Source organism: Streptomyces sp. A012304 (genome assembly GCF_026008495.1).
Taxonomy (GTDB): domain Bacteria; phylum Actinomycetota; class Actinomycetes; order Streptomycetales; family Streptomycetaceae; genus Streptomyces.
On record NZ_BQUN01000103.1, the window covers coordinates 26,740 to 39,172 of the forward strand.

At 73.6% G+C, this 12,433-nt stretch carries 11 protein-coding genes; 2 read left to right on the forward strand and 9 right to left on the reverse strand.

The features are described 5' to 3' along the window. Positions 1–75: 75 nt before the first annotated feature. From ALMP_RS25850 to ALMP_RS25890, 9 genes are all read right to left on the reverse strand, one after another. Positions 76–900 carry an isocitrate lyase/phosphoenolpyruvate mutase family protein gene (locus ALMP_RS25850; protein ID WP_264932314.1) on the reverse strand — a complete coding sequence of 275 codons (825 nt, stop codon included), beginning with the start codon at positions 898–900 and terminating at the stop codon, positions 76–78. 104 nt (positions 901–1,004) lie between these two features. Further along, positions 1,005–1,994 carry an MmcQ/YjbR family DNA-binding protein gene (locus ALMP_RS25855; RefSeq protein WP_264932316.1) on the reverse strand — a complete coding sequence of 330 codons (990 nt, stop codon included), beginning with the start codon at positions 1,992–1,994 and terminating at the stop codon, positions 1,005–1,007. A gap of 33 nt (positions 1,995–2,027) precedes the next feature. Further along, positions 2,028–3,290, reverse strand: a complete 1,263-nt coding sequence (locus tag ALMP_RS25860; RefSeq protein WP_264932318.1) for an ATP-grasp domain-containing protein — start codon at positions 3,288–3,290, stop codon at positions 2,028–2,030. A gap of 17 nt (positions 3,291–3,307) precedes the next feature. After that, complete coding sequence (locus tag ALMP_RS25865; protein ID WP_264932320.1) at positions 3,308–4,552, reverse strand: ATP-grasp domain-containing protein; 1,245 nt, start codon at positions 4,550–4,552, stop codon at positions 3,308–3,310. 32 nt (positions 4,553–4,584) lie between these two features. Then, a complete protein-coding gene (locus ALMP_RS25870; RefSeq protein ID WP_264932321.1) occupies positions 4,585–5,706 on the reverse strand; it encodes an FAD-binding oxidoreductase in 1,122 nt (373 codons plus the stop codon). Positions 5,707–5,824: 118 nt separating this feature from the next. Beyond that, a complete protein-coding gene (locus ALMP_RS25875) occupies positions 5,825–7,429 on the reverse strand; it encodes a class I tRNA ligase family protein (RefSeq protein WP_264932323.1) in 1,605 nt (534 codons plus the stop codon). 4 nt (positions 7,430–7,433) lie between these two features. After that, complete coding sequence (locus tag ALMP_RS25880; RefSeq protein ID WP_264932325.1) at positions 7,434–7,802, reverse strand: cupin domain-containing protein; 369 nt, start codon at positions 7,800–7,802, stop codon at positions 7,434–7,436. A 45-nt stretch (positions 7,803–7,847) separates the two neighbouring features. Then, positions 7,848–9,146: a lysine N(6)-hydroxylase/L-ornithine N(5)-oxygenase family protein gene (locus tag ALMP_RS25885; protein ID WP_264932327.1), complete on the reverse strand. Its 1,299-nt coding sequence runs from the start codon at positions 9,144–9,146 to the stop codon at positions 7,848–7,850. 118 nt (positions 9,147–9,264) lie between these two features. Then, the gene (locus ALMP_RS25890; protein ID WP_264932328.1) at positions 9,265–10,515 is read right to left on the reverse strand and encodes an ATP-grasp domain-containing protein; all 1,251 of its coding nucleotides are present in this window, start codon (positions 10,513–10,515) and stop codon (positions 9,265–9,267) included. A gap of 177 nt (positions 10,516–10,692) precedes the next feature. Between ALMP_RS25890 and ALMP_RS25895 the strand changes: the two genes are divergently transcribed. Together ALMP_RS25895 and ALMP_RS25900 are read left to right on the forward strand one after the other, a co-directional pair. After that, complete coding sequence (locus ALMP_RS25895) at positions 10,693–11,025, forward strand: hypothetical protein (RefSeq protein WP_264932330.1); 333 nt, start codon at positions 10,693–10,695, stop codon at positions 11,023–11,025. A gap of 1 nt (position 11,026) precedes the next feature. Next, positions 11,027–12,406: an FAD-binding oxidoreductase gene (locus ALMP_RS25900; protein WP_264932332.1), complete on the forward strand. Its 1,380-nt coding sequence runs from the start codon at positions 11,027–11,029 to the stop codon at positions 12,404–12,406. Positions 12,407–12,433 lie beyond the last annotated feature (27 nt).

Consider the following 12,433-nt stretch of genomic DNA (forward strand, 5'->3'; position numbering starts at 1 on the left):
GAAGTCGGCGGCCGGACGGACCGGCCGTCGCCATCAGTGGCTGAAGTCGGCGGCTGGACGGACCGGCCGTCGCCGTCAGCGGGTGAACAGGCTGTTCAGCTGGCCGAAGTCCAGGGACTCGTCCAGTTCGCCGTACGTGCCGGTGTCCAGCAGTTCCAGCGTGGCGTCCCGGGCCGCCGTGTACGCGGACTGGGCCACGCCGGTGCCGACGCTGACGCGGCGCACGCCCGCCTTGGCCAGGTCGGCCACGCTCGGGGCGCCGGGTCCGGCCATGGCGTTGACCGGGATCGGGGAGCGGGAGGACAGCTCGCCGAGGACCGCCAGGTCGAGCAGGCCGGGCACGAAGATGACGTCGGCGCCCGCCTCGGCGTAGGCGGCGGCGCGGGTGAGGACGTCCTCCAGCCGCCCGGACTCCTCCCCGATGCCGAACAGGTAGACGTCGGTGCGGGCGTTGATCACCAGCTCGGGCAGCCCGGCCTCGGTGGCGGCGGCGCGCGCGGCGGCGATCCGCTCGGCCTGCTCCTCGGGGGTGAACAGCGGGCCGCCCACGGCCCGGGAGTCCTCCAGGTTGATCCCGACCGCGCCGGCGGCGACGACGGCGGCGACCGTGCCGGCGACATCGCCGTAGCCGCCCTCGACGTCCACCGTCACCGGGACGTCCACGGCGGCGACGATGCGCGCGGCGGCCGCGAGCATCTCCTCACCGGTGGCCTGCTCGCCGTCCCCCTTGCCCAGGGCCCAGGCGACACCGCCGCTGGTGGTGGCGACGACCGGGGCGCCGGCGGCGGCGATCACGGCGGCGCTGCCCGCGTCCCAGGCGTTCGGCAGCACGAGGACGGTGTCGGAGCCGAGCGCGCGCAGCCGCTGGGCCTTGTCCTTGGTGCTCTGGTCGACTGTCATGGTTTCCGGTGCCTTTCGCAGTGCGGGAGTGCGGACGATCGTCACACGCGGGGTGTGCGGGAGGGTCGGTATTCGGACGTCATCCGGACGTCACCCGGGCGGGCTCAGCGGGCCGCGCGCCGGGTGATCGTCACGTACAGGTGTTCGTCGAGGACCTTCGGGAGGGTGACGGCGGGCCGCCCGAGGTCGGCGGCCAGCGCGTCGGCGCCCAGGCCGCTCTCGGCGAGGACGGCCCGCGCCCAGGCCCGGCCGGTGCGCAGGTGGCGGGCGAAGGCGGCGCCGTCGCGGGCGCCGTACAGCTCGCCCGCGATGGCCGCGTCCCAGGGCATGACGGTGTGCGGACGCAGCGCGTACAGCGCCTTCGCGGCGGCCGTCGGGCCGAGGGTGCGGGGGCGTGGCGGGAACTTGGCCGGGAGCCGGGCGAGGTCGTCGTAGGCCGCCGCCAGCGCCTCGATCCCGGGGTCGGTCAGGTCGGACAGGGGGGTGTCGGGGAGGGGGTGCCGCCGGGTCCAGGCGGCGAGGCCCTCGCCCAGGGCGTACGGCTCGCCCTCGCGCGGGTAGGGCAGCCGGCAGCCCCAGGAGTTCAGCCAGCGGTGCAGGGCCGTGCGGTGGGCGGGGTCGGTGAGGTCGAGGGCGGGCGCGGTCAGCTCGCGCAGCTCCCGCCAGGTGCGGTCCACGCCGGGGTAGGCCGCGAACACCTCGGCGGAGGCCCTCAGCTGGGCGAGCCGCAGCGGCGGGGGCGGGGGCTCGGGGTCGGGGCCGAGGTGGGCGCGGGCGACCTTGGCGGGGACGCACATCCGCCACGCCTCGGTGACCAGTTCCGTCAGTTCGGGCTGTCCGAGGGCGGACAGCGAGGCCTGGGCCCAGTTGTAGCGCAGGTCCGAGGCGCTCGGGAGGGAGAACTTCTCCGGTTCCGAGGCCACCAGGGCTTCGCGTTCCTCCTTGGGGAACGCGAAGCCCAGCGTGGTCTCGTCCCGGGACAGCGCGAGGTACACGATCCGCCCGACGCGGAACTTCACCCGGTCCCGGATCAGATGCTCCTCGGTGCGCGGCAGCGCGAGCGCCAGACGCCGTACGTCCTCGACGGTGGCCATGCCATCCCCTCCCTGTGCTCCGGCCCGCGCGGTTCAGCCCCGCGCGGGCCGGACCTTCACCTCGATCGTCTCCAGCGCCCGTACGGCCGTCGCGTGCGCCTCGGCGCCGGTGGCGGCCTCGGTGACGGCCGAGCCGATCCGGTCCCAGGAGCTGCGCAGCTCGCGCACCTCGGCGCCGGGCTCCACGGTCACCGAGCACAGTTCCACACCGGGCAGCGCCCGGGCCTCCTCGACGCCCGCGACGGACTCGACGACGCCCGCGTCGCCGGTGTGCAGGAAGCGGATCGCGGCGGCGCCCGGGGCCCTGGCGGGCAGCGCCTCGGGCAGGGGCTCGCCCTTCATCAGGGTCCAGAAGGAGCGCACGAGGTCGACGCGGTAGGCGCGGTCGATGAGGTCGACGATGCCGTCGCCGGGGAAGCGGCCCGCGCACTCCACGAGGTAGGGGCGGCCGTCCTCGACGATCCACTCGCAGTGCGCGATGCCGGTGCCGAAACCGACCGACGTCAGCAGGCGTTCGGTCTCGGAGCGCAGCAGGGCGTCCAGCCCGTCCGGGATGTCGGCGGGGACCAGGTGGCCCAGCTCGACCGGGCGGGTGCCGGGGTAGAGGTCCTTGCCGGTGACGTTGGCGAAGAGGACCCGGCCGCGCTCCACCAGCAGCTCCACGCTGTACTCGCGGCCCTGGACGCACCGCTCGACCAGCATGCGCAGCTCGATGCCCCGGTCGGGAACCATCACGCCCTCGTCCATCGCGGTCGTCTCCGCCCAGGCCTCGTCGATCTCGTCGGCGGACGCGAGGATGCGGGTGCCGAGGGCGGCCTGCCGGTTGGCGGGCTTGAGGACGGCCGGGCCGGGGTGGGCGGCCATGAAGGCGCGCACCTCGTCCGGTGACGTGACCTCCACCGACTCGGGGTTGAGGATGCCGGCCGAGGCGCTGACCTTGCGCAGCAGGGCCTTGTCCCGCAGGATCCGCAGGGCGCCGTAGCCGCCGGTCGGCAGGCCGTAGCGCTCGGCGAGGCGGGCGGCGAAGGGGGTGGCGTACTCCTGGAGCGGGGCGATCGCCGCCGGGTCCAGGTCGGGGTGGGCGTTGTAGAACGCGTCGGCGGCGCCTTCGAGCTGGTACTCCCAGGCGATCAGCTCCCGTACGACGGGCGCCTCCTCGGCCTTCGGCCGCAGGTCGCGCTTGCGGATGACGTCGGGCTCGTCGACGACGATCACCGAGCCCTCCGGCTGGAACTGGGCGAGCGAGGTCACCGCGACGGGCACGAAACCCACCATGATCACGGGGCGTTCGGTCATGTCGGTCACTCCTGGGTTCAGTCGAGGTCCGCGCGGACCTGGGCGGCGAGTTCCTCGGCGGTGGACATCGCGTCCTCGAACGACGTGCCGGTCACACCGAGGAAGCCGAGGATGCTGTTGCCCTCCGGCGGACGGCGGACCAGGTCACCGGGCTTGGCGGTGACCTTGAGGAAGAACAGGTCGTCGCGGCCGGCGACCTCGTCGGGGACGTGGACGCCCGTGATCCGGCCGGAGGACGGCGGCAGCAGGCACATCGCGGCCGTGTGCACCCCGGTCGGGGTGTAGGGGCCCGCCTCCGGGCGGACACCGCGCGCCACGTCGGCGACGGCGGCGATCGGGTCGTAGCCGGCGGAGATGCGGGCCATGTGGTCCAGCCCGCCGCCGCCGGGGCGTACGGCGATCTCCACCAGGTGCGGGCGGCCGTCGTGGAAGCGGACCTCGGCGTGCAGCACGCTGCGCCTCAGGCCCTGGGCGCGGGCGCCGGCCGTGACGACCGCGTGGACCGCCTCCACCTGGGCCGGGGTGAGCGCGGTCGGGGCGTGGTGGACGTCGTCGTCGAAGGTGTCGCCCTCGGCGGTGACCCGGTCGACGATCGAGCCGAGGTGCACCTCGTCGTCCCAGGCCAGGGCCTCGATGAGGAACTCGTCGCCGTCGAGGAAGGACTCCACCAGCAGCCCGTGCGGGCCGAGGTCGAGGCCGTCGGCCTCCATGGCGTACCAGGACAGCTCGGTCAGGCCCTGGGCGGCCTGGGCGTAGCGGGCGCGCAGCTCGGTCTCGTCGTCGGCGCGGAAGACGTAGTGGGAGGCGGCGCCCAGGGTGGGCTTCACGATCACCGGGTAGCCGAAGTCGTCGGCGGCGGCCAGCGCCTCGGTCTCGGACGTGACGAACCGGAAGGACGGGTGGGCGGCGGCGCCGCGCTCGTGGGCCTGGCGCATCAGCAGCTTGTTGCGGCTGGCGCGGGCGGCCTCCACGCCGATGCCGGGCAGGCCGAGGGCCTCCGCGACGGCGGCGACGGCGAGGACCGCCGACTCGGAGAAGGTGAAGACGCCCTCGAACCCCTCCTCGGCGTGCCACTCCTTCGCGGCGGCGATCAGGTCCTCGATGTTCCGCGAGCCGGCGAGCCGGTAGCGGTCGGCGGGCCAGAAGTCCTCCGTGCCCTCGCCGTTGAGGACGTACAGGTCGGCGCCCAGGCCGGCGATCTGCTGGTAGCGGGAGACGTAGTAGGTGGCGTTCTGCCGGGCTTCGATCGCCAGGAGCTTCATGGCGGCGGTCCTTTCCGGGGTCGTTCGGGGAGTCAGAGGGAGGCGTCGAGGGGGGCGCTGTCCAGCGCGGTCAGGCCGGTCGGGTCGGGGGCACGGCCGAGGACCCGGTCGGCGAGGGTGCGGGCGATCAGCGGCGCGAACTTGAACGAGGAGCCGCCGCAGGCCGCGTAGGCGTGTCCCGAGGCGCCGAGGGAGACCACGAGCGGCCCGCCGGTCTCGGCGTACGACAGGTAGTAGCAGTCCTTGCTGCCCAGCACCCACGCCGGGGAGAAGCCGGGCAGCAGGTCACCGAACTCGGCGGCCAGCTCCCGCTGGTGCTCCTCGGGCGTGAGGTGGTCGGTGAGCTCGTCGACCTCGTGGCACAGGGCGGCGGAGGTCAGCTTGAGCGCGGTGCCGGCGACCGGCGGGATCAGCCAGGCGCCCCGCCGGGTGCCGAGCGCCGGGATCGCCGGGGTGGCCGCCCAGGCCTCGGCCCGCTCCTTCGGCACCCGGCAGTACAGCAGCGACTGCCGGTGCAGGGTGAGCGTCTTCGCCACCCGCTCGGGCAGCAGCCCCCGCGCCCACGGCCCGACGGCGATCAGGACGCCGTCGGCGTCGAGGACCCGCCCGTCGGCGAGGCGGACCCGCCCGCGTTCGCCGTCCACCGCGACCACCGGCCGGTGCTCGACCAGGTCGACGCCGGGCTGCCACTTCAGCCAGCCCGCGCACGCGGCGAGGACGCGCTCGGCGAGCAGTACTCCGGCCTCGTCCTCCAGGACGCCGGCCAGGGCGCCGTCCAGGGACAGGTGCGGGTAGCGGTCGGCGAGCGCGGTCGCCGTGAGGGTGCGGGCGTGACCGCCGGCGCCGGTCAGGAGGAGGGCGCCCGCGTCCGCCGCGGCGGGCGGCAGCACGGTGAGCGCGCCGACCCGCTCGTAGAAGCGGGTGGCGAGCAGCTCCTCCAGGTCCAGCCAGCGCCGGTGGGCGTGCAGCGCGGCGGCGGTGGCGCGCGGGTCGGCCGGGTGCAGGGCGCGCAGGATGCGGTGCTGGTCGAAAGAGGTGGCCCGGCTGTACGGGATGGGTCCCTGGTCGACGACCGTGACCCGGTGTCCGCCGAGGGCGCACTCCACGGCGGTCAGCAGGGCGATCACGCCGCCGCCCACCACGGTGACACGCATCGGGCACCTCCTTTCACTTGTCGTCGGTTGCTGTTGTGGTCGGCGGCTGTTGCCGTCGGTGGCTGTCGTGGTCGGAGAGCCGTCCCCGGACGGGCGTCGCCGGTGGCGTGTGGAGGGGTCAGCCGAGGGGCGGGACCGGGAACGGCCGGGTCGTGGGCTCCGCCGGCGCCACGTCGAACGTGCCGTCGAAGCCGCCCTCGGCGCGGGCCCGTTCGGCGAGGTCGATGAGGATCGGGGAGGCCGCGGCGAGCAGGGTGCGCAGCTCGGCGAAGAGGTCGCCGAGGGCGGCGGTGGAGGCCTCGCGGTCGGCCGGGGTCAGCCCGTCCAGCAGGGCCTCGGCCCGGCCGAGGAGACGCTCGACGTGCAGCGGGATCAGGTCGGCGGTGCGGCTGAGGCTGTACCCGGTGAGCCGATAGCCCGCCACGAACCGCTCGGCCATGGCCGCCCGGCAGGTGTTCGCCGCCTCGGACACCGGCAGGTCCTGGCCCTCGACACCGAGTTCGGCGACCGCCTTGCCGAGCAGTCCGGCCAGCCGGTTCCACGGCTCGACCAGCCGCTCCCCGGCGATCTTCTCCAGGGCGGCCCGGGAGAAGTTGGTGCGGGCGTGTTCGGGGGCGGTCAGGGCGAGGTGGAAGCGCACGAGGTCGCGGGGGACCTCGCGGACCAGGTCGCGGGTCCACACGACGTGGCCCTTGCTGGTGGAGAACTTCTCGTTCTCGAGTTCGTAGAACTCGTTGCAGACGATGGCGTCCGGGACGACGTACCGGCCCTCGTGGGCGAGCAGCAGGCTCAGATGGGTCAGGCCCCAGAAGTAGGCGTTGTCGAAGCCGAGGAAGTACACGAGCCGGATGTCGTTCTCGGCGAGCCACAGTTCGTCGTCGCTCGCGGGCTGTTCGCCGTGCGCGCGCTGGGCGACGGCCGTGCAGTACATGGAGGCCGGCATGCCCTCCGCCCAGGCGTTGACGACCTGGCCCGGGGTCTCCGGGAACGGCGCGGGGATGCCCCAGCCGGTCGGATAGGTGATCGGGAAGTCGGGCAGCGGGCGGGCCAGCAGCTCCCGCATCAGCTGCACGATGTGCGGGCGCCAGGTGGACTGCTTGGCCTCGTGGAAGGCGGTGAGCTGCTCGCGGTACTCCTCCAGCGGCAGCACGAGGATCTCGGCCTCGCGGTAGGTGACCTCGGCGTCCGGGTCGACCGTGGAGCGCGGGTCGGTCAGCTCGGTGAAGTTGTTGGGGTGCCCGCAGCCCTCGCACAGCCCGCCCCGGCTGACCGCCAGGCACACCGGGCAGCCGCCGCTGACCAGGCCCTCCATCAGGAACTCGCCGGTGGCCGCCACGTACGGCAGCCGCACCTTGCGCAGTCTGAACCTGCCCGCCCGGTGCAGCCGGGTGAGGAAGTCCAGGGCCATGGCGCGGTAGCCGTCGTCGAAGGGGGCGAAGCCGTCGACGGAGATGCCCATCAGGCCGAGGGTCTCGCGGATGTCGTGCCAGGACTTCTCGGCGAGCGTCTCGGGGCTGGTGCCGAGCTTGGCCGCGCTGGAGACGACGTAGGTCTGGCTGTCGTCGGTGCCCGTCGTGTACAGCACGGGCTGTCCGGTGGCGCGCAGGTAGCGGGCGTGGACGTCGGCCGCCATGTAGGGGCCGGCGATGTGGCCGACGTGCAGGTCGCCGTTGGGGGTGGGCGGGGGGCCGATGATGACGGTGCGGCGCGGGTCCGTGGTCATGGGCTCAGGCCTCCTGGGTCGTGTGACGGGCGGTGAAGCGCTCGGCCATGTCGGCGTCCCACCAGACGCTGTACATCTCGAAGTCGGCGTCGGAGTCGTTGACGACGCGGTGCTCGTGGTGGGGCGGGAAGTGCACGATGTCGCCGGCGGTGAACGGCACCCGCTCGCCGCCGGCTTCCAGGAAGGCCTCGCCGCGCAGGGCGATGAAGATCTCGTACTCGTGGTGGGCGTGCGCGGTGGAGGCGGTGCCGGGCCGGATCACGCACCAGGAACCCTCGAAGGGCGCGTTCAACTGGGGCCAGGGCAGCAGGCGTTGGGCGTCGAGGCCGTTCTCGTGGGTGAGGCCGTCGCGGTGCAGGTTCTTGATGAGCATGGCGTCTTCCTGCTGGTCTCTCTGCTGGTGGGGAGCGGGCGTCGGTCAGGCGGCGGCGAGGGCGGGCTCGCGGTCCCCGGCCGGGTGGTCGGCGCGGTGCTTGAGGAGGTCCTCGGTGATCTCCGCCGAGCGGGCGGCGAGGACGCTGAGCAGGGAGTCGGCGATGCCGTGGGTGGCCTCGTTGACGCCCTGGAGGTAGAGGGCGCCGGTGGCCGGGCGGCCCAGCTCCAGGCGGTAGGCGCGGGTGACCCGGACGTCGTCGAGGCCGAGGGTGTCGCCGAGGGCGCGCACCAGGCGGGGCATGCCGCGTTCGAAGCCGGTGCCGAGCAGCACCAGGTCGGTGCGGAGTTCGCGCACGGCGCCGGTACGGCGGTCGGTGAGGGTCAGCACGAGGTCGTCGCCGTCGGTCGCGGCGCCGGTGACGTCGGTCATGGTGACCATGCCGAGGCGTCCGGTGCCGTCGCGCCGGTCCTGGTAGAACTGCCGGTACAGCCCGTCGAGGGTGGCCGGGGCCAGACCGCCGTAGTTGGCGCGGTGCATCTCCGCGAGCAGCTGGCGGCGGGCGTCGGGGGCGGCCTCGTAGAAGTCGTCGACGAACGACGCGTAGAACAGCTCGTTGGTGAACTTGCTGCTCTCGTAGCCGTTCAGGCCGATCGACCGCATGATCATCGTGGGGCGGCAGCCGGGCAGGTCGCGCAGGGCCGCGCCGAACAGCTCGGCCGCGCTCTGCGCCCCGCCGACGACGGCGACCCGCGGCGGGCGGTCGGTGGGCACGGCGGCGACGCGCTGCTGGTACTCGGTGGAGTGGATGACCCGCTCCGCCGGCAGCCCCTGGAACACGGCCGGCACATGCGCGTCCCGTCCGGCGCCGATCACCAGGTACCGGCAGCCGACGGTGTCGCCGTTCGCCAGCTCGACGGTCCAGCCGGCCAGTTCGCCGTCGTCGCCGTGCACGGGGGTGACCGCGGTGACCCCGCGCCCGTACTCGACCCGCACCCGCGTCAGCGAGTCCGCCACCCACTGGAGGTACTCGGATATCTCACTGCGGTACGGCACCCAGCTGCCCAGATTGACGAAGGCGTCCAGCCGGCCGCGTGCCTGGAGGAAGCTGAGGAACGAGAACTCGCTGCGCGGATTGCGCATCGTCACCAGGTCCTTGAGGAAGGACACCTGGCTCAGCGCGTCGGGCAGCAGCATGCCCCGCTGCCATACGACGTTCTCCTCACGCTCGACGACGAGGGTGCGGTCCGCGAGTTCGGGGGCCAGCTCCTCGAGCGCGACCGCGAGAGCGAGGTTCGCCGGGCCGGCGCCGACGGCGAGCAGTTCGACGGTGCGGTGTGCCATGAAGTAACTCCAGAAAAGGGTGGTCTGGTGATCCGGCGGGTGAGGACGGGGCCCGATCAGGGCCGACGGGGCGGGCTGGGCGGTGGCCTCCGGGGTGGGGGAACGCCGTCAGGCGTCGTCAGGCCGGGACCGGCACCGACAGCGGCCGCATGTCCAGCTCGACCAGGGCCGCCGCCGCGTCCAGCCGGACGGCCGTCTCGGCCGGGTCGGCGCCCGTGACGACGACGTACGAGTGCCGCGCGAGGTACCCGTTGGGCGGCAGCCGCAGCTCGGTGCCGGGACCGGCCATCGCCACCGCGGCCAGCAGCCCCTCCGCCTCGGTGGGTGGCGTGACGGACAGGACCTCGCAGTCCTCGGGCGGATAGCCGAAGCGGATGCCGACCGTGCGGGCCTCGGTGTCGGCGAGGTCGGGGCGCAGCCCCAGCGCGGCGCGCACGGCGGCACGGGCCGGGTCGATGCCGGTGGCGAGCTGTCCGATGCGCGGGATGAGGTCCCCGCCGAGCCGGCCGTTGATCTCGACGACGACCGGGCCGCGCGCGGTCAGCTTCACCTCGGTGTGGGTGATGCCGTAGCCGTAGCCGATGGCGCGGTGCGCGGCGCGCAGCATCGCCAGCAGCCCGGGGTCGGTGCGCAGCGGGTCGTCGGCGGCGACGTGGTGGCCGATCTCCTCGAAGTACGGGAAGAGGCCGACCTGCTTGCGGGCCACGAACATCGGGTGGTACTCGCCGTCCACGACGGCCGCGTCGATGCTGATCTCGGGACCTTCGAGGTACTCCTCGACCAGCGCGCCGCCCCGGTAGGAGACCGCGCCGATCCGGCTGGCCTCGTCGGCGGTGCGGAACGCGTCCACCACCTCACCGGCGTCCGCGGCGAGCACGACGCCGATGCTGGCGCCCATCCCGCGCGGCTTGACCACGACCGGGTAGCCGATCGACTCGGCGGCCGCGAGGGCCTCCTCGGCGGTGTCCACCCAGGCGTAGCGGGGCTGGTCGACGCCGGCCTCGGTGAGCAGCCGGCGGCTGCGGTACTTGTCCCGGCAGCCCTCCACGCCGTCCACGCCCGCGCCGGGCAGCCCGAGCGCCTCGGCGACGTGCGCGGTGGTGACGATGAGGGTCTCGTCCCAGCTGAGCACCCCGCGCACCGTGACCCGCTCCGCCAGCTCCTTCGCCGCCGCCAGTACGGCCGCCCGGTCGGTGACGTCCACGACCGTGTGCCCGGTGAGGTGGGGCGCCTGCCAGTCGGGCCGCTCTCCCGTGAACAGCCAGACCGGGTGGGTCGCCGCCGCGCCGGCCAGCAGGTACTCGCGGTAGGTGCGCAGCCCGCACCCGATGAGCAGGATCACGCCGTCGTTGGCGCTTGTCTCGTCCACGCGCTGATCGCCTCCTGGAAGCCGAGTGACGATCCGATTCCACGCGCCGCGCGCATTGCCCGGAAGCCATGTCCGGGAAGGCCAATCAACGCCCGTCGGCGGCCCGGTGACGTCCGGTTGATTGACCGTTGGCCGCGCCCCTTTCGGGCAATCCCGGCGGCCGGTTGCATGGCCGACGTGATCAATTACGACGGCAAGCGATTCCGGAAGGTCCTCAAGGACCCGGCCGACGACGCCCCCACCGCGCTGTACCGGCAGCGGGGCGACCTGGTCTGGGCCGAGTTCGCCGGCGGCGACGTACGCCGTGGCTCCCTCGCGGGCACCCGCGACGCGGACGGCGTGATCAGCTTCTCGTACAGCATGGTCCTGGACGACGGGCGGGTGATCTCCGGGCACAGCGTGAACACCCCCGAGGTGCTGGACGACGGCCGGATCCGGCTGCACGAGCGCTGGGAGCGCTACGGCGCCGACGCCGACAGCGGCATCTCGTACCTCGAGGAGGTGCGCTGAGATGGCGGACTTCTCCGGCCTGGCCCGCGAGGTGGAGGGCCGGGTCTTCCTGCCGGGCAGCGCCGGCTTCCGCGTCGGCTCCAAGCTGTTCAACACCCGCTACCGCGACCGTGCCCCGGCCGCCGTCGTCACCGCCGCCCACACCGACGACGTGCGGCGGGCCCTGCTGTGGGCGCGCGCGGAGGGTGTCCCGGTCGTGGCCCGCAACGGCGGCCACAGCTTCGCCGGGTACTCCGTCAACGAGGGCCTGGTCATCGACCTCAGCCGGCTGACGCAGACCCGCGCGGACGGCTCCACCGGCCTGGTCGTCGCGGGCGGCGGCGCGAAGATCAGCCATGTCTACGACGCGATGCAGCCGTACGAGATGGTCTTCTCCACCGGCACCAGTCCGACCGTGGGCGTGGCCGGGCTGGCGCTCGGCGGCGGCGCCGCCTTCGCCGCCCGCCGCTACGGGCTGACCGCCGACGCCCTGGTGGAGACCACGGTGGTGCTCGCCGACGGCTCCCTCGCGGTGGCCAACGAGCGGGAGAACCCCGACCTGTTCTGGGCCTGCAAGGGCGGCGGCGGGGGCAACTTCGGCATCAACGTCTCGCTCACCTTCCAGGCCCAGCCGGTCCCGGACGTCACCACCTTCTTCCTCACCTGGAAGTGGGCGGACGCGGCCGCCGTCCTGGAGGCCGGACAGCGGATGGTGCAGCAGGCCCCGGACGACTTCGCGGCCCGGCTCGGGGTGTGGACGCACGGCACCGGCCTCGGCGCGATCCGCGACCACCTCGAAGTCACCCTCCAGGGGCAGTTCTTCGGATCGGCGAGCGCCTGTCTGGAGATCCTCGACCCGGTGCTGCGCGCGGCCACGCCCGTCTCGCGGGACGTCACCGAGCGGACGTTCTGGGAGGCCAACAAGTACATGGTGCACGCGACCTCGGGCGACCGGTTCGCGCTGCGCTCCAACTACATCCGCGAGCCGCTCGCCGCCGAGGGCGTCGAGACGCTGCTCTCCTGGATCGAGCGCTGGCCGGGCAGCCACAACGCCGACGGCGGCGGGGCGGGCCTGTTCTCCTGGGGCGGCGCGATCAACCGGGTGGCCTCCGACGCCACCGCCTTCGTCCACCGGGACACCCTGTTCCTGGTCTCCGTGGACACCTCCTGGACGGACGACGACGGCCCCGACCGGATCGCCGCCAACCTCGACTGGCTCAACGGCCTGCACGCCGACCTGGCCCCGCACGTCACCGGCTCCGCCTACCAGAACTTCGTCGACCCGGAGCTGACGGACTGGCGCGAGGCCTACTACGGCGCCAACTACGAGCGCCTGGTCCAGGTGAAGGAGAAGTACGACCCGGACGGGGTCTTCTCCTTCGACCAGGCCGTCGGTTCCTGATCCGCCGGTTTCCCCTAAGGAGTCTGT